At 36.9% G+C, this 21,293-nt stretch carries 18 protein-coding genes; 1 reads left to right on the top strand and 17 read right to left on the bottom strand.

Annotation, left to right across the window (positions count from 1 at the left end; translation table 11 throughout):
* The 3 genes from V6255_RS14310 to metA form a co-directional block, all read right to left on the bottom strand.
* Positions 1-1,681, bottom strand: a 1,681-nt coding sequence (locus V6255_RS14310; protein WP_341628772.1) for an Ig-like domain-containing protein, incomplete at its 3' end; no start/stop codon positions are given.
* A gap of 574 nt (positions 1,682-2,255) precedes the next feature.
* Positions 2,256-5,939 (bottom strand): methionine synthase, encoded by a 3,684-nt coding sequence (gene metH / locus V6255_RS14315; RefSeq protein WP_341628773.1) that lies wholly within the window; start codon positions 5,937-5,939, stop codon positions 2,256-2,258.
* 807 nt (positions 5,940-6,746) lie between these two features.
* The gene (metA, locus tag V6255_RS14320; RefSeq protein ID WP_341628774.1) at positions 6,747-7,664 is read right to left on the bottom strand and encodes a homoserine O-acetyltransferase MetA; all 918 of its coding nucleotides are present in this window, start codon (positions 7,662-7,664) and stop codon (positions 6,747-6,749) included.
* Between the two features lie 159 nt (positions 7,665-7,823).
* On the opposite strand from metA, the gene V6255_RS14325 reads away from it, so the two are divergent.
* Positions 7,824-8,309, top strand: a complete 486-nt coding sequence (locus V6255_RS14325; RefSeq protein WP_160065107.1) for a GNAT family N-acetyltransferase — start codon at positions 7,824-7,826, stop codon at positions 8,307-8,309.
* A 96-nt stretch (positions 8,310-8,405) separates the two neighbouring features.
* Here V6255_RS14325 and V6255_RS14330 read toward each other — a convergent pair whose 3' ends face one another.
* The 14 genes from V6255_RS14330 to gspC all read right to left on the bottom strand — a co-directional run bounded on the left by V6255_RS14330 (position 8,406) and on the right by gspC (position 21,279).
* Positions 8,406-9,083, bottom strand: coding sequence for an SCO family protein (locus tag V6255_RS14330; RefSeq protein ID WP_341628775.1), 678 nt, complete (start codon positions 9,081-9,083; stop codon positions 8,406-8,408).
* Between the two features lie 139 nt (positions 9,084-9,222).
* Positions 9,223-9,849, bottom strand: coding sequence for a transcriptional repressor LexA (gene lexA / locus V6255_RS14335; RefSeq protein ID WP_341628776.1), 627 nt, complete (start codon positions 9,847-9,849; stop codon positions 9,223-9,225).
* 143 nt (positions 9,850-9,992) lie between these two features.
* Positions 9,993-10,742, bottom strand: a complete 750-nt coding sequence (locus tag V6255_RS14340) for a type II secretion system protein N (protein WP_341628777.1) — start codon at positions 10,740-10,742, stop codon at positions 9,993-9,995.
* A 44-nt stretch (positions 10,743-10,786) separates the two neighbouring features.
* Complete coding sequence (locus tag V6255_RS14345) at positions 10,787-11,266, bottom strand: type II secretion system protein M (RefSeq protein ID WP_341628778.1); 480 nt, start codon at positions 11,264-11,266, stop codon at positions 10,787-10,789.
* The gene (gene gspL / locus V6255_RS14350; RefSeq protein ID WP_341628779.1) at positions 11,266-12,465 is read right to left on the bottom strand and encodes a type II secretion system protein GspL; all 1,200 of its coding nucleotides are present in this window, start codon (positions 12,463-12,465) and stop codon (positions 11,266-11,268) included. The genes V6255_RS14345 and gspL overlap by 1 nt, the downstream gene beginning before the upstream one ends.
* Positions 12,462-13,466 carry a type II secretion system minor pseudopilin GspK gene (gene gspK / locus V6255_RS14355; RefSeq protein ID WP_341628780.1) on the bottom strand — a complete coding sequence of 335 codons (1,005 nt, stop codon included), beginning with the start codon at positions 13,464-13,466 and terminating at the stop codon, positions 12,462-12,464. The genes gspL and gspK overlap by 4 nt, the downstream gene beginning before the upstream one ends.
* Positions 13,466-14,104 carry a type II secretion system minor pseudopilin GspJ gene (gspJ, locus tag V6255_RS14360; RefSeq protein ID WP_341628781.1) on the bottom strand — a complete coding sequence of 213 codons (639 nt, stop codon included), beginning with the start codon at positions 14,102-14,104 and terminating at the stop codon, positions 13,466-13,468. The genes gspK and gspJ overlap by 1 nt, the downstream gene beginning before the upstream one ends.
* Positions 14,088-14,480 (bottom strand): type II secretion system minor pseudopilin GspI, encoded by a 393-nt coding sequence (gspI, locus tag V6255_RS14365; RefSeq protein ID WP_341628782.1) that lies wholly within the window; start codon positions 14,478-14,480, stop codon positions 14,088-14,090. The genes gspJ and gspI overlap by 17 nt, the downstream gene beginning before the upstream one ends.
* Positions 14,481-14,484: 4 nt before the next feature.
* Entirely contained in the window at positions 14,485-15,060 is a 576-nt protein-coding gene (gene gspH / locus V6255_RS14370; protein WP_341628783.1) for a type II secretion system minor pseudopilin GspH, read from the bottom strand.
* 27 nt (positions 15,061-15,087) lie between these two features.
* A complete protein-coding gene (gene gspG / locus V6255_RS14375) occupies positions 15,088-15,528 on the bottom strand; it encodes a type II secretion system major pseudopilin GspG (protein ID WP_160065089.1) in 441 nt (146 codons plus the stop codon).
* Positions 15,529-15,567: 39 nt separating this feature from the next.
* On the bottom strand, positions 15,568-16,782 hold the full coding sequence (gspF, locus tag V6255_RS14380) for a type II secretion system inner membrane protein GspF (RefSeq protein WP_341628784.1): 1,215 nt from the start codon (positions 16,780-16,782) through the stop codon (positions 15,568-15,570).
* Between the two features lies 1 nt (position 16,783).
* A complete protein-coding gene (gene gspE / locus V6255_RS14385; protein ID WP_341628785.1) occupies positions 16,784-18,307 on the bottom strand; it encodes a type II secretion system ATPase GspE in 1,524 nt (507 codons plus the stop codon).
* On the bottom strand, positions 18,304-20,316 hold the full coding sequence (gene gspD, locus V6255_RS14390; protein ID WP_341628786.1) for a type II secretion system secretin GspD: 2,013 nt from the start codon (positions 20,314-20,316) through the stop codon (positions 18,304-18,306). Before gspD ends, gspE begins: the two co-directional genes overlap by 4 nt.
* Positions 20,317-20,421: 105 nt before the next feature.
* Positions 20,422-21,279, bottom strand: a complete 858-nt coding sequence (gene gspC, locus V6255_RS14395) for a type II secretion system protein GspC (RefSeq protein WP_341628787.1) — start codon at positions 21,277-21,279, stop codon at positions 20,422-20,424.
* Positions 21,280-21,293 lie beyond the last annotated feature (14 nt).

Genomic DNA, 21,293 nt, shown 5'->3' on the forward strand with positions numbered 1-21,293 from the left:
GCGTGTCTTCATCAGTGGTTGCGTTATCCGCAGCCACAACCGTGTCATCGGCTACCGCGTCAACGGTGACAGTCACTGTTTCAGTGGTGCCATCTTCATTAGTATAAGTGAACGTATCAGTGCCGTTGTAATCGGAATTCGGGGTGTAGGTCACGGTGCCATCATCATTGATCGTCACAGTACCGTTCTCGCCATCGGTAACAGAAGCCACTGCCGAGACCACGCCATCAACATCAGTATCATTCGCTAATACATCAATCGTAACCGAGGTATCTTCACTCGTTGTAGCAGTATCAGACGTTACAATAGTTGGATCATCTACCGTGGTCACACTTGGATCATCACTGACCGTATCGCCATCGGCTGTACTATCATTCACGGTTAAGGTATAAGCAGGTAACTCTTCACCATTATTAACTAATGCTGCGCCAGCCTCGGTTAAAACAACTGTATTACCAACAATTTCATAATTAATCGTGTCGCTTAAGGTAACCGTAACGTCGTCGCCATCTTCATCAGTTGTTTCAAACGTTGAAACGACCGCGCCCTCTACCGCACTGCCATCATCTTCAGTAAAGTCATTTGAGCTGGTAATGGCGATTGTTGGGATATCGTTTACTGTCGTGACACTTGGATCATCACTGACCGTGTCGCCATCGGCTGTACCATCATTCACGGTTAAGGTATAAGCAGGTAACTCTTCACCGCTATTAACTAATGCAGCACCAGCTTCGGTTAAGACAACGGTGTTACCAACAATTTCATAATTAATCGTGTCGCTTAAGGTAACCGTGACGTCGTCGCCATCTTCGTCAGTTGTTTCAAACGTTGAAACTACCGCGCCTTCTACCGCACTACCATCATTTTCAGTAAAGTCATTTGAGCTGGTAATGGTGATCGTTGGGGTATCGTTTACTATCGTGACACTTGGATCATCACTGACCGTGTCGCCATCGGCTGTACCATCATTCACGGTTAAGGTATAAGCAGGTAACTCTTCACCGCTATTAACAAGTGCTGCGCCAGCTTCGGTTAAAACAACGGTATTACCCACAATTTCATAATTAATCGTGTCGCTTAGGGTAACTGTAACGTCGTCGCCATCTTCATCGGTTGTTTCAAACGTTGATACCACTGCGCCTTCTACTGCACTGCCATCATCTTCAGTAAAGTCGTTTGAACTCGTAATGGTTAGAGTAGGTACTGAATTATCAATTACACCATCAGCAGTAGCATTAATATTGTTTAAACTATCATCTGTAAATGTGACGATTGGGGAAGCGTCATCATCTAAGCCTGTAGTTTGAAAGTTAGTGGTTGCGATTGTTTCTTCTGCATCTCGCTCGAAATCAACAAGTGTAAAACCACCGCCCGATTCTTCACCAGCAGCGGTTTCAATATCTAAATCAAAAACTTCTTCACCAAGTGCAAGTATCGCTTCGAGATCATTCACATCAATGTCAGGGTTTATGTCACCTGGAGCAGCAGATTCAGGCACATTAGGTTTCGCAGCATCAGAATTGACAGTTTCGTCATCGACTAGTGGGGGGAATTGTGGTTCGGCTGAGGTTAATGCTTCTCCAGACTGATTTAATTGCTCTTTAGCTTGATTTAACTGCTCTGTCGTTAATTCAACATCAGTATCTTTACTTTCATTAACTGGATTATTCTGTTCGGCCATGATTATTCCCCACGTGACTTTTAAAACTTCTAATAATTATGTACGACATAATTGACAATAGAGTCAGCATTAAAATTAACTATTTATGCTGTCCTTTTTAATCTTTTTTCTTTTTTCTTAAAAAAGGTAATGTTAAAAATCAAATAGAACACTCCTAAAGTAATAACTATAGACAAAGCTCTTACAATAGTAAATTTGATTATTAATTAATCTTTGCGTAAAAAACAAAAAATAATCGAATAAAAAATCAGGATTTTATCCCTCTATTATTTACTAATAATATGACAATTCATATCTAGCTAGTACAGAGTAAATCCTAAATTAATCCAACAAAATCAACTCAAATATAGTTATTTATTTTCAGAAATTTTTATTAATAAAGCACTAAATAGTAAGAGTTTAAATATTCGATTTTTTTAGTTATGGTTAATGCTATTTAGATATTATTAAACAACAGCCAATAGTCTACTAGCTGCTGTTTAAATTAATTTTTGGTATAGGAATTTTACTTCACTATAATATTTGTAGGTTTATATAAGTGTGAATATTTAACTACCTTTAAAATAAGTAATTATTAACCAATATTAGGCCCCAACCAACGTTCAGCCGTTAACATATCCCAGCCTTTACGTTTAGCATAATCTTCAACTTGATCCTGTTGAATCTGTGCAACCGCAAAGTAACGACTTTCTGGATGAGAGAATATCCAACCTGAAACTGCAGCACCTGGATACATTGCATAACTTGACGTTAGCTCCATACCAATTTCTTGCTCAACATTCATCAAATCCCAAATAACCGCTTTTTCAGTATGCTCAGGACAAGCAGGGTAACCGGGTGCTGGACGAATACCTTGGTATTTTTCACGAATTAAATCGTCGCTACCTAACGTTTCATCGGCAGCAAAGCCCCAATAATCTTTACGTGTTTGTTGATGTAAATATTCTGCAAATGCTTCCGCTAAACGATCACAAACAGCTTGTACTAAAATCGCATTATAATCGTCGTTATCTGCTTTATAGCGTTCTGCCACTTCACGTTCACCAATACCACCGGTTACCGCAAAAGCACCAATGTAATCGGCAACACCTGAAGATTTAGGCGCGACATAATCAGCTAGACAGTGATTCACAAATGGTGCTTTTTTCTCTGTTTGTTGACGTAACTGATTACTCACTTGTAAGATTTCAGTGCGCGTTTCATCGGTATAAATTTCGATATCATCACCAATGCTGTTAGCTGGAAATAAGCCAACAATACCTGCGGCGCTAATTTCACCTTCAGCTTCCACTGTATCTAACATCGCTAAGGCGTCTGCAAATAAACGTGTTGCTTCTTCACCAACTACTTCATCTTTAAGGATACGTGGATATTTACCCGCTAATCCCCATGTCATAAAGAAAGGTGTCCAATCTATATATTCACGTAACACGCTGATCGGCATAGTTTTAAATACTTGAACACCTAACTTGTTAGGCACTTTAGGTTGGTAATTAACCCAATCTAATTTAGCGGCATTCGCACGTGCTTGAGGTAGCCCAACCGGAGCACTACGTGGACGTTTATTCGCATGTTGTTCACGTACACGTTCATAATCTAAATTCAATTTTTCAACAAATTCAGGCTTATGCGCTGGCGTTAATAACTTCTGACAAACACCTACAGCACGTGAAGCGTTAGAAACATAAACAACAGGTTGATCGTAATTCTGTTCAATTTTAACTGCGGTATGCGCTTTAGACGTTGTCGCTCCACCAATCAGTAATGGAATGGTTAATCCTTGACGTTGCATTTCTTTTGCTACGTAAACCATTTCATCTAATGAGGGGGTAATTAAACCCGATAAACCGATTAAATCAGCATTATGTTCAAGCGCTGTTTTAATGATTTTTTCAGTCGGTACCATCACGCCAAGATCGATAATTTCATAATTGTTACACTGTAAGATAACACCCACAATGTTTTTACCAATATCATGCACATCACCCTTAACGGTTGCCATCACGACTTTACCGTTGGTTGCGCCAACTGCTTTTGTTGCTTCGATATAAGGGTTCAAATATGCCACGGCTTGTTTCATTACACGCGCAGATTTAACCACTTGTGGTAAGAACATTTTACCTTCACCGAACAAATCACCCACGATATTCATGCCGTCCATTAATGGACCTTCAATTACTTCGATAGGCATATTTACCGATTGTCGCGCTAATTCTGTATCTTCCTCAATAAATTCGGTGATACCTTTTACTAAAGCATGTGCAATACGTTCATTAACCGGTAATGCTCGCCATTCCAATGCTTTTTTGTCATCAACTTTAACGGCACCATCACCACGATATTTTTCAGCAAGATCCAATAACGCATCTGTTCCGTTGGCATGTTTGTTTAATACAACATCTTCAACGGCATCTTTTAGCTCTTTAGGAATATCATCGTATATCGCTAATTGAGCTGCATTAACAATCCCCATATCCATACCATTTTGAATACAGTAATAGAGGAATACAGCATGAATCGCTTCACGAACGGGATTATTACCACGGAATGAGAATGATACATTCGAGACACCACCAGAAATCATGGCATGCGGTAGGTTCTCTTTAATATCTTTAACAGCCTCAATAAAATCAACAGCATAGTTATTATGCTCTTCAATCCCTGTTGCTATTGCAAATATATTAGGATCAAAAATAATGTCTTCAGGTGGAAAACCAACTTGATTCACTAAAATATCGTAAGAACGCTTACAGATTTCAAATTTTCGTTTACGTGTATCCGCTTGACCATCTTCATCGAAGGCCATCACAATCACAGCAAAACCATAACGACGAATTAATTTAGCTTGGTGGATAAAGTTATCAACGCCCTCTTTCATACTGATAGAGTTGACGATCCCTTTACCTTGAACACACTTTAAGCCTTCTTCTAAAATTTCCCATTTAGAAGAATCTACCATGATTGGAACACGTGAAATATCAGGTTCAGAAGCACATAAGTTTAAGAATTTTTTCATCGCATATAATGAATCAAGCATCGCTTCATCCATGTTGATATCGATAATATCCGCGCCCGCTTCTACTTGGTGTAAGGCAACTTCAAGTGCTTCATCGTATAATTCATCTTTAATCAAACGTTTGAAACGTGCTGACCCCGTTACATTAGTTCGCTCTCCGACGTTTTGGAATAGTGAATCATGACGAATGGTTAATGCTTCAAGACCACTTAAACGACACGCGACTTCAATTTCTGGTAATTGACGAGGTTTGATATCAGCAACCGCATCAGCCATTGCTTTAATATGCGCAGGTGTTGTTCCACAACAACCACCGACTAGATTTAAGAATCCACTTTCAGCCCATTCTTTAATATGGACTGTCATTTCGTCAGCTTCTAAATCATATTCACCAAAGGCATTCGGTAAACCTGCGTTAGGATGAGCGGAAACATAAGTTTCTGAAATACGTGACATCTCTTGGACGTATTGACGTAATTCGTCAGGACCTAATGCACAGTTCAAACCAAACGTAAGTGGTTCTGCATGACGTAAAGAATTATAAAAAGCTTCGGTTGTTTGACCTGACAACGTACGTCCAGAAGCATCGGTGATCGTACCTGAAATCATCAGTGGTAATTTATAACCCTGCTCTTCAAAAACAGTTTCAACCGCAAAAACAGCGGCTTTTGCATTTAAGGTATCAAAAATAGTTTCAATCAGAATTAAGTCACAACCACCTTTAATCAAAGCTTTAGTTGATTCGATATAAGCAACGACTAATTCATCAAAGGTCACATTACGGTAAGCAGGATCGTTAACATCAGGAGAGATAGAACAAGTTCGATTAGTTGGACCTAATACACCCGCCACAAAACGAGGGCGTTCAGGTGTTTCATCTGTTTTTTCATCAGCAATACGACGAGCAATGCGAGCCGCTTGTAAATTGATTTCTGCCGATATAGATTCCATTCCATAGTCAGCCATTGCGATGGTCGTCGCGTTAAATGTATTGGTTTCAAGGATATCTGCACCAGCATCAAGATATTCCCGATGTATATTGGCAATGACTTCAGGCTGCGTAAGTACTAATAAATCATTATTACCTTTTAAATCAGAGTTCCAATCTTTAAAGCGTTCGCCACGAAAGTCTGCTTCTTCAAATTTATGGTCCTGGATCATGGTTCCCATACCACCATCAATCAGAAGAATGTGTTTTTCTAGTTGTGCTTTAATCAACGCACTACGATCGCTTACTGACATAGAGTTCCCTGCTACTTATTCTAAGATAAAAACCAATTTGCATAATAACATAAAAGTCATCAGCAAACCCTTTCAAAGCGGATAACGTCTTGAAATATTCTGTTATAAATTATGAATTTTTTGATAGTTGTAATAGGGGAAAATGATGGAAAAAATCAGTATCGACAATCATTAAGCATAAAAAAGCGAGCTAAGTAGCTCGCTTTAAAAATAAAAGAACAATTTAATTGTGATTATTAAAAGTATCATTGATATTCATAATAAGATTAATCACTTATCAATAAACCTTTACAAACAATCCACTATCTAATTTGATAAAAGTAAATGTTAGAAACGCCTGTTGGCAATGAGTTTTAAAATAAAAAACTCCTAGCTCTGACATTCACTTTTAATAAAGTGATAAAACGTAATAATAATTAAGCTCCTGTATATTTGAATACAACCAGCATTAACTTCTAAAACCAAAACAGTTCCCTATCGAGGGAAATGAGTGCTTAGTAAACCAACTCAATGATTGATGATTTTAGAACACTGGTACGAGTAAAATTTAAAATAACTTTATACCTCCGTCTTATTTTTATGAACAATGTGAAAACTAAACAATTGTATTCCACGACATAATAACGCTATGTTAAAAACCAATCTGTGAACTTCACAGAACCTTTTCGAAATAATATATATTTATCTAACAATTTCTTCGTTAAGCTCCTTGTCGTTTTCCTATTACTAAATAAGTATAGGAGAGCTTTTCACCTTTACCAGTTTATTATTGAATTTATTCTTAAAAACTTAAATAACCCGCATTTGCTATTTCAAATCGGTTAAGTCGTATGGCGTAACTTGATAAACACAATAATTTAACCAGTTATTGTATAAAAGATTTCCATGACTACGCCAAATAGCACGAGGTGCTTGATTGGCATCATCATTTGGAAAATAATTAACAGGAAGTACAGGCTCTAAATCTTCTTCAATATCTCTTAAGTACTCATTGTGTAAGGTATTCGCATCGTATTCTGGGTGTCCAGTAATAAATACTTGGCGACAGTCAGGACTTGCAGCTAAATAAACACCAGCATCTGGCGCATCAGCAAAAACCGTTAAGTCCGTTTTACTCTGAATGTCATTACTATTAAATTCTGCATAACGCGATAAAGGAGCCCAAAATTGATCATCAAACCCTCTAACAAGTGGATGCTGATGGTGGTGAGTATTATGAGAATAAATACCAGATAACTTATCGTCTCTCGTTACTTTCTCTAAATCATAAAGTATTTTTAAGGCAGCTTGTGCAGCCCAGCAAAGAAAAAGTGTTGAAGTCACGTTATGACGAGACCAGTTTACGATTTCAGTAAACTTATCCCAGTAATAAACATTTTCAAATGGAATTGTACCTAAAGGTGCACCAGTAATAATAAACCCATCCCATTTCTGACTTTTTATACGTTCAAAGTCACCATAAAATTTATCGAGATGCTTTTGGGGTGTATTCCGACTTGCTCTTGCATCAACACGCAATAACTCAATATCAACCTGTAGCGGTGTATTTGATAATAAACGCATTATTTGCGTTTCAGTTTCAATTTTTTTAGGCATTAAATTTAAAATTAATACTCGCAATGGACGAATATTCTGATGACTAGCTCGTGATTCAGACATAGTAAAAATATTTTCAGATTTTAAAATATTTGATGCTGGTAAATCATCTGGAATACGAATTGGCATAGCTGTTCCCTTTACAAGTTTTCATTTAGACATCTAGAAGTCTAACACTAAAATTGAATTTGAAAACATAAAATTTAAATAAGGCTTTTACTGGTATCCATATAACCCATTAGTTAGACTGAAAAAGAGTATTAATTATCAGATATAAAAGGAATTAAAATGTTAGAGATTCAAACTGTTGTAGCTGACTTAAACAATAAACAGCATGCAGATGCTTACCTTAGTTTAATGTCCCATTATGCTTGTGATCCAATGGGCGGTGGCGAAGATATTAATGACTTTGCAAAACAAAATTTGGTCTCAACACTGCTAAAACGAACAGATATTTTTATCGTTTTAATTTTTAGTAGTGAAAAACCCGCTGCTTTATTAACAGCCATTGAAGGTTTTTCTACTTTTGCCTGTAAACCGTTATTTAATATTCATGATGTCGTTGTACATAGTGATTTTAGAGGGAATAAATTAACTCAACACTTATTCGAAAAAATTGAAGAGATTGCTAAAGCTCGTGATTGTTGCAAAATCACATTAGAAGTATTGAGCGGTAATGAAGTTGCTTGTAAAGCTTACCAACGTTTAGGTTTTTCTGATTATCAACTTGATCCTGAATTTGGCAGTGCTTTATTTTGGACAAAGAAGATTTAATTTACGTTACGTTGATTCTTCACTTAAAGATAAATAAACCGCTTAGTCTTCATTAGCTACGCGGTTATTCTAAATAATGGGCCAATATTCGCTATCCTACTGATTAATTTCATTATCATATTGCTGCTGTAATTCTTTAATATCTTCAACCATTAAATCCATATCAACACTATTGATACCTTGTTTATTAGGTACTGACTTAAACGTGGCATGTAACTTACCTTCAGGATCAATTAAAACAATAGATGCACTGTGATCGACTAAGTAAAAATCTTCGGTGTCGCCTGCTTCAACAATCCCATAAATCAAACCTAGTTGTGTTACAAAAGGCCATAGTTGTTTATGTGTACTGGTCACACCAATAAAATTTTTATTAAAATAATGAACATAATCTGCCAGTTGTTCTGCTTTATCTCGATTAGGATCAACAGAAACAAATACAACCTGAGTGGTTGTATTGTTATCATTGGTTAAACTAGGATAAATACGATCTAAATCAGCGAGTGTGGTAGGACAAACATCAGGACAAAAAGTATAGCCTGCAAAGAAAAGCGTCCACTTTCCTTTTAATGATTCATTTGTAAAAGCAACTTTTCCCGCTTTTTCAAAAGCAAACTCATTTAATGTAATACGCGGTTTAGCTAAAAATAAAGCATTATTATCTGGTTCAAATGTTTTGTTATTTTTAGTATTCGGGTTAATGACTTCCAATCCACCTAACGCGAAAAATAAGCCTACAATAACAAGACTGCATATCAGTATTATACGTTTCATTTATCTACTCTATTTTCTTAAAGCAAGTTATGAGAATGCCAATAAATAGCATAACTATTTATTGGCATTCTCTTCGCTTTATTAATTTATTTACTGCATTTACTTAAGCGATTAAGTTTCAAAGCAGACAGAAGAGCATCTACATCCAATCAGCAGTACGAATAACACCAACCGCAATACCTTCGATATCAAATGATTGATATTCCAAATCAACTTTAATTGGTTCGAATGAAGTATTTTCAGCTTTCAATGTTATTTGTTTTCCATCACGATAAAAGCGCTTTACGGTTACATCATCTTCAACTCTTGCTACAACCACTTGGCCATTATTGATATTTTGGGTTTTATGCACAGCTAATAAATCGCCATCCATAATCCCGATATCTTTCATGCTTTCACCCTGAACACGCAATAAAAAATCTGCCGCAGGATGAAATAAAGTAGGATCAACATTGTAATGAGTTTCAACGTGCTCTTGAGCTAGAATCGGCTCTCCAGCAGCAACTTTACCGATTAAAGGTAACCCTTCGTTGACTGCTTCATTATCTTTATGCTCACTAATAACGCGAATACCGCGAGATGTGCCAGATAATATTTCAATTGCCCCTTTACGTGCTAATGCTTTTAAATGCTCTTCTGCTGCATTAGCACTTTTAAAACCTAGAATTCTTGCTAATTCCACGCGTGTTGGTGGCATGCCAGTCTTTGTAATTTGATCTTTTATTACGTCTAGGACTTCGCCTTGGCGTTTAGTTAACTCTTTCATTAGGATCTCCACGCGATAATAAACTGTAAACAAACACAGTGTATATCCATACATGGTTAAATACTAGTTAAGACTTTTCTTTTTATTATTAGATAGGAAATTACGCCAAATAATGCCCCTACAATACTCTATTAATTTATTACTTAAAGTTGCCCACTAAAGCTAAGTGTCGTTGCACCATTTTCGTTTTTTGGGCCAATCCACGTTAATGATTGAGCAATCGATGGCGCTAAGTTATCGGTTCCTTGAATCTCTCCATTTAACTTATATATGCCGCCTTCGCCCAAACTGATATCTAAGGTTGTTGCTAATTCATCTGACTCTTGAGTAACAAATGCCGTAACCTCACCGTTATCACACCCTAAATCAACAGTAGGAGAAGATAAATTGACTACGCCTAGTTGACTAGATACGACAGCATTTTGCCAAAGTACGTTACCTTGTAATTGTTCACAATAGGGTTTACCTTGTGTAAATTCTTTAATGACTGCAGAAAAATCTCCTGAAATTTTAGCCGGTAAACGCATTGGCAATAATGTTAATAACTCTTTTGAACTTAAATCTAAAATAACATTTGATGCGCTTATTCCTGAAAAACCATAACGAACAATACCTTTACCAGACATAGCTTGAGAGCCATTGTTAAATGAAGCATCGGCCTCGAGGTTTAATGTGAGTAATGCCATTAACTGCACATCCCATTTTACATTATCAAAGCTCAATTTACGGTTAACTACAATTTGCTTGGCTTGCCCTTTCCAGATCGTACCTGTGGCATTATTAATTTTAATCGATCCTCTAGGAAGCCAATCAACCACAACAGCCATCGGCAAATTAACCACCAAGGTCATGAGGTAAACGAGGACGATTAATACCACGATTTTAAATTTCATTTGAAACCTTTTTTGTTCTTGAATTTAAATCCAAGGTCTAATGATTAATAACTTAACGATAAGCGGCTAACTTTAATCATGCCTTGAACTTTATCTTGGCTTACATCAACATTCGCAATCTGTACATTATGCTGATTTTGCAATACTGTTATCCACTCTATAAATTGATTGAATTCAATTTGGTTTATAGAAAGATCAACTGTTCCATTACGACTTTGGATACGTGCGATATTAATCTGATTGCGTTTAGCTGTACTATTAATAAGCTGTGATAAATTTTGCGGTCTTCGCGTTTGGGTGTCAATCAGTCCTGCAGCAATAATTTTATTTGAATTAACTTCAACCCATTGTAAAGTTTGTTGAGCACTATTTAGTTTCTGCTGGCTAATCGCTAAATTATTAGCTAGTGGTTGCCATAAAAGAAAATAGACGACAGCGATAAAAACAACCACGGCAGAAATAATTGTTAATCTTTGTTCTCTTTCAGTAGTGTTTTCCCACCAATCTTTGATTTCTTCAAACATTATTTTACTCCTACAGTCACAACACCACTAATGCGATTTTTATTGTTACTTAATGCACCTTGCTTAAAGCTATATTGTGTTGGTATTTTTGACGAAAACTGCTCAAAAGCTTGAAAACTATCCGCACTAATCGCTAAGCTGATTTCTTGATTTTTACCATTAAATTTTAACGTTGATATTTGTAAACTCGGCACAGCCTTTAAACTAGGAAGAAGGTCATTTAACATAATCAATAGCCCAGAATCTTGCTCTGTAATTGATGCGTTAGCTAATAATCCCTTTAATTTTTTCTTAATACGGCTATATCTCAAAGGACTTTGTTCAGGAAAAGCTTGTTCATACACTGCCTCGACTTGCCCTTTCACTTGTAAGGTTTGTTTATCTATTTGCTCTGTTTGTACAAATAAGTTAACTAATAGCAGAACAAATAATACTAGCGCCGCGATCGCTGGTGCTTTCCATTTATACAATTGTAAATTACTTTCTTTCTTAACTGAAAATTCACCTGTTAATAGATTGAAAGAATGTTGAAAACAACCTTCTGCTAATAATTGCATCGGTAACATCGCTTGCTCAGCTTGCCATTGTCCGAAGATATGTTTAGGTACAGGACTATAACTTTTAATAATTTGTTGCGGGTTATCTGATAGTCGCAGCTGTAAAATATCATTGAGCATTTCACTATCACAGCTCCAACCTTGGTATACACTTTCACGTATAAGCCATTGTTTTTCTAATTGTAACGCTTGCCATTCATGCTCTTCTGGTAGTGGTAATGCTAACGCTTCTGGTAGTAATCGCTGACAAAAAATATCTGCATCAGCTAACCAATCTAACCACATTTGTAATTTGCTTTTATAACAGATAGCAACATCAACTAAATCAATTTTTTTAGCCAATACTGAAAAATGTAATTTATCCACATCACTGGCTAAATCATCTTCAAGCATATAAGGCAAAGCTTGTTGCATTTGACGCGTAAAATTGCCTTTTATCACCACTGATTTTAAAGTGACGTCTACACTAGGTACTAAACAAATCACTTTTCGTGATTGTGCTTTTTCAGTTAACAATTGTAGGTCTTGAGCATTTCCTAAATCACCAGAAGCAATGATCTCTTTTTCACTATCAGACCAAATCAACCAATGAATAGTTTGATGTGCTTCACTTGCTAGGCGAATAATTAATTGTTCACTCACTGAGCATCTCCATTTCCTACCATGTCGTCTATTCCTGCAAATTGGAAACGAACCGTAGTTGCTTCCTCATCTTCTACTTTAAATAATGACTTTAATGCAATTGTTCGGTCATCAAACTCTGCTGAGCCGTATAATTGAAAATAATCGCTGGTTACACTTAATTGTGATTGTACGTCTTCCGGTATTATTTTATCTGTTAATAAATCTGTCTGTAAAAAATCTGCAACGGAACTCCAGCCACTAGTGGGCCTATCATCTAATAAGCCTTGAAAGTCTTCTATTGATAAACCTAGCTCTTCTGGAAATAAAGCATATAAAACCTCGGCTTTATCTTGTTTGACCGTATTAACATTAATCAATTGTTCTGACGTGGGTAAAGCACACAAGTGTTTCTGTATATGATCATAAATATCACCAGTCACTCCTTGTACAGATCTTAACTCAGAGATATCAACCATCAAATCATTGGCCGCTAAATGAGGGACATTTTGAGCTTCATAATATCTATCTTCTGCACCTTCTGATTCATCGACGGTATCATTATTATCTAGCCAATCTCGAGTTGACTCTGCAATAACATCAACACTAAAGTCCTCAACCTCTAAAGCATTTAACAGTAGTTTAAATTGAGTCAAAGCTAATGGTTCAGTATCGTCTTCTTTTTCTACTGAAAGCGCATTAATATTAAAACAACTGCGATAATCAACAATATTCCCAGTGATAGTTCCTTCATCGACAGGAAACACCAGATCAGGTGTCGCCCAAATTTGATCTAAACTGATTACTTCACTATCTTCAAAGTCACTCTCTAAAATCATACGACCAAGCTCTATAGTTGCTTGTCCATACCAATAAATTTTTTCAGAATAGTTGAGCCCTTCAGTACGTAATAAACTAGCCGTCATTCTGCCTGTCATAGTCGCGGCGATCGTTACCATAATAGCCAAAACCAGTAATACTGTAATTAATGCAATGCCTGCTTGTTTTTTATGGCTAGTCATTAATCACCCACCACACTATTAGGCAATATAAAAACACGTCTTAACTCACCATAATGCTTACTAGTAATAGTAATTTCAATACCTGTTGGTATTTCTGAAGAGGAGTTCCATGAGCTTACCCAATCATCACCCCAAAATCTAAAGGTTAAATTTTCAATATCATGGAGAATCACTTGTTGTTCAGGTTCTTCGCCCGATACGGTATCAGGGTGCAAATAATATAAACGCTGTAACTGCCTTTCTTGAACTCGATAACCAACACGTAAAATGTTTGATCGAGGTAATAAATTAAGAGGATTAGCCCAGCCCAAACGATTAAATTCAATACCTTGATAATCTGAATCTAAGGTATTTTTTCCTGCATATAAAACTTGTAAGTTTTCATCGTCAGTGCTGCCAGTACGTGATGCCCTTGCAACCATTTGAACGAAATCTCGCTCAATCAATAGCATACCTCGTTGAATTTCAACTAAGTTTTGGTCATGTTCTTTGCTAATTTCACCACTACGTAAAACACCCTGTAAAATCTGATAAGCAGCAAAACTTAATACTGCAAAAATAGCAATTGCAATCAACAGCTCAATAAGTGTGAAACCACTATTTTTTTTATACTGACAGTTTCTATTGTTTAGCAACATAAGTCCTTATGTAACCAAGAGCCTGGCCATCTTTTCTGTCACTCACTTCTACATCTAATGCTCTAAATCTTGAGTTCGCTGTCTCTACTCCTTCATAGCGTAAATACCATTTAACACCGGCAAACTCTACTTCTTCTCTAACCCAAGCCAAACCAGGCCACTTTTCTTCTAATTTCAATTCGGCAAGACGATTACTTGCGATCCAAGTAGCAAATGTTTTTTGTTGTAAATAATTTTGATTATTTAAAGATTGAGATGCGGCTTGCATAACTGCTAATCCAGCTGTTGCAAGAATAACTAGTGCCAACATTACTTCTAATAACGTCATACCACTTTTATTGTAGAGAGAGTGTTTATTATTAAGTTGTTTTGTCATGTCACTACTCACTTAATATTTCGATTAAGCCGGTCATGGCGACTTTAACAGTGACAGTATGTTCTTCGTCACCGATATTAGAAAATTGATAACTAAAAGGGGTCACTTCACCACTAGACATAACATATACACTTGGCTGAATAGTACTTTCCTGTTCTTCTCCAAGATCCACTGTATATGACTCATCGATGAATGAATCATCATTAACAGCACTTTGTGCAGCTTCAAGTTCACCCCAAACACTACCCGCTAAGTTATATTCAGCAATCACTGTATCAGGGAGTATTACATCGGCTTCGATACGAGAATTAACCAGTGGTAACCATTGTCTTTTATTAACGTCATACGAAGCAAATGTATAGCCTTGCTCATTAAACTGGATACCAAATTCAGTGTTTAATATTAACGCTTGATCTTGGGTAAGTTGTAATAATGTACTAAAACGTTGCGCATGCCATTGGCTACCTTGGGCAGTAATGCCTGAACTTGGTAAAGTCATTACTACACCAACAGAAATCATTCCCATTAATAGCATAACAAGCATGATTTCTAAGAGAGTAAAACCCTGTGCTTTACGCATCGTTATCAACATTAATAATATAAGTTATTATTTGTCATTTAAGTTCCAGTTACCGATGTCATCATCAGTCCCTTCTTCACCATCAAGACCAACAGATAGAATATCGACTTTTCCTTTTTCACCAGGACTATTTAACACGTAGTCATTTCCCCAAGGGTCTTGCGGAAGACGCTTAATGTAACCATCTTCACGGTAGTTACGTGGTGATGGTGTAGAACTTGGCTCTGTAACTAATGCTTCTAAACCTTGGTCAGTTGTAGGGTAAATACTATTGTCTAATTTATACATATCTAATGCATTTTCTAATGCGACTACATCAGATTTTACTTTTTGGATATCAGCTTTATCTTTGTTACCGATTAAATTAGGAACAACCATGGCTGCTAGTACACCTAAAATCACGATAACCACCATGATTTCTAATAAAGTAAAACCTTTTTGTTGAGTAGTTGATTTGAAATTTCTCACTCTTTAATCCTTTTTTATTATATAAAACGAATGGCTCAGCTAACCTGATACCATATTATTAAGTGCCAAAATAGGCTGTAAAATAGCAGCAACAATAAACAAAACAACACAGGCCATCGAAATAACCAGTGCAGGTTCAAATAAGCCCAACGCTAATGTTACTTGTGCTGAAAACTGTTTGTCTTGATTATCCGCAGATCGTTCCAACATATTACCTAATTCGCCACTACGCTCCCCACTCATGATCATATGTAGCATCATAGGAGGAAATAGCTTAGTGCTTTCCAATGCTCTGCCTAAACTTGTCCCCTCACGAACACGTTCAGCAGCTTCGCCAACTTTTAAACGAATGTATTGATTGCTTAATACATCACCAGCAATACTCATCGCATCAAGTAATGGGACAGCACTACTGTTTAAAATACTCAATGTTCTTGCAAAACGAGCTGTATTTAGTTCATTAGCGACCTTACCTACGATAGGCACAGTTAATAAATAGCGATCAAATCGTAATTGGTTCTTGGCTTTTTTGAGATACTGTTTAAACAGTAAAGAAGCAATAATACACAGAACAACAAAATAGAAACCATAAGCGCTTACCGCATCACTAGCGGCAATCAAAAAAGTAGTCGAGCCAGGAAGGTCTGCTCCCATATGTTGGAACTGTCCAACAACTTGGGGCACAACAGAGGTCAATAAAATAGCCACAACCGATATAGCAACAAGCGTTAAAACGATCGGATAGATCAAAGCTTGCATCATTTTACTTCTCATTTCTTGTCGTTGCTCAGCGTAATCAGCGAGCCGATCTAATACCTTTTCTAAATGTCCTGATTTTTCACCGGCGGCAACCATTGCACAGAATAAGTTATCGAAGATCATCGGATAACTACGCATACTATCAGCGAGACTATGCCCTTCAATCACCCCCCCACGAACCGATGAGATCATATCTTTTATTTTTGGTTTATCACATTGATCTGCAACGGCTTGTAATGATTCTTCAATAGGAATAGAGGAAGCAACTAAAGTAGATAATTGACGAGTAATTAAAGCAAGATCCGCCGTTTTAATTTTGCTTTGAAGAAAACCCTTACCTGCTTTTTTACGCTTAGTTGAAATGGCCTCCACTTCTAACGGAGTCATCCCTGCATTACGTAGTTGTTGGCGTAACATACGGGCAGAGTCAGCCTCTTGAGTCCCTTTTTTTTGTTTACCTTTTGCGTCTAGCGCTTTATAAGAAAAAGTAGCCACACTAATCCTCTCTAGTTACACGTAAGATTTCTTCTAACGTAGTCAGACCCGCTAAGACTTTCTGTAGACCATCATCACGGATACTCTGAGAGGTTTTACGAATTTCACGTTCAATGGCTTGTTCGCCAGCACCAGTATGAATTAATTCACGTACTACTTCATTCACCACTAATAATTCATGAATACCTGTACGTCCTCGATAACCTGTATGATTACAATTATGGCAACCAGCAGGTCGATAAATAATAGCTTCTTCGTTTTCAGCTTTACCTAAAATAACTTTTTCAGAAAAAGTCGCTGGATGAGCCGCTTTACATTTCGGACATAACCGTCGCACTAAACGCTGCGCTAACACACCAAGAATACTTGAGGACAAAAGGAAAGGTTCTACACCCATATCACGTAAACGAGTTACCGCACCAACGGCCGTATTAGTATGTAAGGTAGATAATACTAAGTGGCCTGTTAAGCTGGCTTGTACTGATATTTCCGCAGTCTCAAGGTCTCGGATCTCACCAATCATCACAACATCAGGGTCTTGCCGTAAAATAGCACGCAGACCCCGCGCAAAGGTCATATCAACCTTTGTATTAACTTGTGTTTGACCGATACCGTCAATAGAATACTCAATCGGGTCTTCGACGGTTAATATATTCCTATCTCTAGAATTAATTTCTAATAAACCCGCATAGAGAGTGGTACTTTTACCCGAACCAGTAGGACCAGTAACGAGGATAATACCGTGTGGTTTATGAATTAAATTTTGCAACAAAATATGGTTTTGCTTTGTCATACCAAGCGTTGATAAATCTAATTTAACGGCGTTTTTATCTAATAAACGTAATACAACACGCTCACCATGGCTAGCAGGCATAGTCGACACACGTACATCCACCGCTCGACCACCGATACGTAATGAAATACGGCCATCTTGTGGAATACGTTTTTCAGCAATATCTAACTTTGCCATTACTTTGATACGTGAAACCAATAATGCTGCTAACTTACGTTGTGGTTTTAATATTTCACGTAATACACCGTCAATACGAAAACGAATAACTAATGTTTGTTCAAAAGTTTCGATATGGATATCTGAGGCTTCTTCTTTAATAGCTTCGCCTAACATCGCATTAATCAACTTAATGATCGGCGCATCATCTTCGGCTTCTAATAAATCATCATCGCTTGGTAGTTCTTCCGCTAAAGTAAAAAAGTCATCAGCACCCAAGTCCTGCATTAACTGTTGTGCTTCTAATGACGATGATTGATAAGCACGAGCAACGAGCCTATCAAAGGTTTCATCATCAACCTGCTGAGTAGTAAAGGAGTGGCCAATAACACGTCGAGCCTCTACTAATAAATCAACAGTAGGCACTTGCTTAAAACATAGCGCACTACTTTTACCATCGTGAGACATAACGAGCTCATGCTTTTTAGAAAAAGCAAAAGGCAACTGCCCCGAAGGCGTAAATTCAACGACTTCTTGATCAACAAGCGCAGCATCAACATCGTTTAAATCACTCATATTGGTCGATCCGCTTCTTTAATTACACTTTCAACTTTTTTATCAATAAAAGCATCAGAATGCCCTATAAAAGTCTCAGGATCAATTTCAACTGGTTGCCCCCATTCAGGTAGAAGAGGCACATTACTATCAGGCATTAGAGCAATGCCTTTTTCATCTTCACCAAGTTGCACTTCTCTCATTAAGCTATACTTACGTTGACTTAATTCTCTCATCGTTTCGTCATCACGAATAATGGTTGCACGTAAAAAAATCATTAAGTTACGTTTTTCAGTACTACTTTTAGTCGAGCGGAATAACCAACCGATATAAGGGATATCACCTAAGATAGGCACTTTATCAACGGACTCATTAACTTCTTCATCAATTAACCCACCAATAACGATAGTTTCACCTGATTTTGCTAACACAGTTGTTTTAACTGAACGGGTTGCAAAAACAACATCCACAGAAGTTTGCCCTTGGATACTCGACACTTCTTGCTCAATGACCATCTGCACCGAGTCACCTTCATTGATTTGTGGCGTCACTTTCAGCTTAATACCAACTTCTTTACGCTCAATTGTTTGGAAAGGATTGGCATTTGTTGAGCTAGACGTAGAACCTGTTAGTACAGGTACTTCATCACCAACAATGAAACTAGCTTCTTGATTATCGAGTGTTGTTAAACTTGGTGTTGCAAGAATATTTGATGTACTCGTACTGCTTAAGGCTTGTAAAATCGCAGCCCAATCACTACCAACATAACCAGCAATTCCACCTGAAATTGAAGAAATAGTTGAGGCTAAATCTTCAAAATCATCTGAATCATTATCAATAGCATAAGCGCCTGCTGCTAATTCACCAATAGAAGCTCCGTTATCATTAAACTGAGTACCAAGACCTGAAGTAGAAGCCCATTGCACACTTAAATTTACACCGTCACCTTCAGATACTTCAACGATAATGGCTTCAACTAATACTTGCGCTCTACGAATATCAAGCTGATGAATAATGCTGCTTAATGATGACATTAACGCGGGTTGTGCAGAAATGATAATTGAATTAGTCGCATCATGCGCTTGAATATTTACATTCGGTTGTTTATTTGTTGAGTTAGATGATTTACCTGCTTCTTCAAGACCTTGACTAACACCACTTAACACCTGAACAACTTCTTTAGCATTGGCATATTTCAGATAAAAAACACGTGTATTACCATTATTTTTTAATTCGTTATCTAATGATTTAACTAACTTAATAACACGTGCTCGCGTATTGGGTTCGCCGCTGATGATAACTGAATTAGTTCTTTCATCAGCCACTAAGCGAGGTTTAAGCACACTAGTAGAACTGTTTTTTGAACTAGTCGATGTTTGTTGAATAGAATTGATCATATTGACCATATCTAACGCGCTAGCAAATTTTAATTTAACAATATCAACTTCTTGGTCACCGGCTCTATCCACTCGTTGAATAATTTTGACTAAACGGTTAACAACCGCAGCACGCCCAGTGATCATAATGACATTTGAAGGATCGTAATGCACAACATTACCACCGCCAGCACTATCATTAAGTTGACGTAATAAAGGCGCTAATTCTCTTACTGAGACATTGATGACGGGCACAACGCGCGTAACCATTTCGTCACCTTTGTATTGATTACCATCATCAATAACAGGAATGGCGGCTACTTTGGCATCTTTCGATTTAATAACTTTAAGGATGCCATTATCCATTTCGACGACAGCAAAACCATAAACTTCTAATACATTTAAAAAGAATTGATAATATTGCTTTTCATTAAGAAGGTCATAACTACGTACATTAATTTTACCTCGTACAGCAGGATCCAAGATAATTGTTTTCTGTAAGTTTTTACCAACAATATTAATAAACTCATTAAGATCGGCATTTTTAAAACTTGCTGAAAACTCAGCCGCTTGCACTAGAGTGGACTGTGAAAGTAAAATAAAAACACTGGCCCCTATTAGTCTGACCAGTTTTTTCTTAATCCCTAAAATCATTACACCAACCTCATTTTTACATATTTCTGTATATAGTCATTAGTTAATAAACGACTGTTATTAGTAGTTTAGTTGTCTAAACTTATTTTTATACTTGCTTTTATATTATGGAATACTAATAAATAACTCATTTAACTCGCCATCACGATCAACCGTTAAGCTCATTTCCGTCATGGTAGGGAACTCTTTCATTAAACCTAATGCTTGAGTTATATCGGTTAAATCGACCCCATTTAGTTCAATGACTAAATCATCTGCTTGTAATCCAGCTTCTTCAAATAATTCTGGTTTTTTACCTGGGTTAACTTTATAACCTTTGATCAGATTTCCATCTCGTACAGGAGAGATATTAATATAATCAAGTAATTTTCCTGGGTCTTCGACTAATAATTCTCTATTTAGATCTATCTCTGTTGTCTTTTTTGTACGGCTTCTACGTTTTTTAGAAGGAACATTAACTTCCTGCCCTTTTTCGATAGTATCCATTCTTTTATTAGCTTGTTCTAACCCATCTAAGATTAAGGTTTGCTTTTCACCATTAACATTAATAATGATTCGATCACTATAAATTTCAGTAACGATTGCATCTGTACCTGGAATTTCAGAATCTATAAAATAGCTATCTTGTATTCTTTTATATTCAATAATGACACTTGAAAATTGTGGTTCAGACGATGCGACAATACCCACTAAGGTAAGTTTAAGACGTGTTTTAGGAGCTTCAGTCAGACTTTCGTTATTAACGACTTTATTACCTTCACCTTCATACTTCCCAAATAATAATTGCTGTTGTAATTTTTTAGTATTTAACGCAATCGCTTTATTTTCTATTTTTTGAGCCGTTGGACTCCAATTATAAGATGATTCTTTAACTGGGTATAAAGACCAAGTTAATACACCTGATTGATAAGCGATTAAAGCACAGATCACTGCCAGTATTATTTTCGGTAGTAGGGAAATCATAACCTCTATTCTCA

The sequence above is a fragment of the Psychromonas arctica genome, from assembly GCF_038155225.1.
Taxonomy (GTDB): domain Bacteria; phylum Pseudomonadota; class Gammaproteobacteria; order Enterobacterales; family Psychromonadaceae; genus Psychromonas; species Psychromonas arctica_B.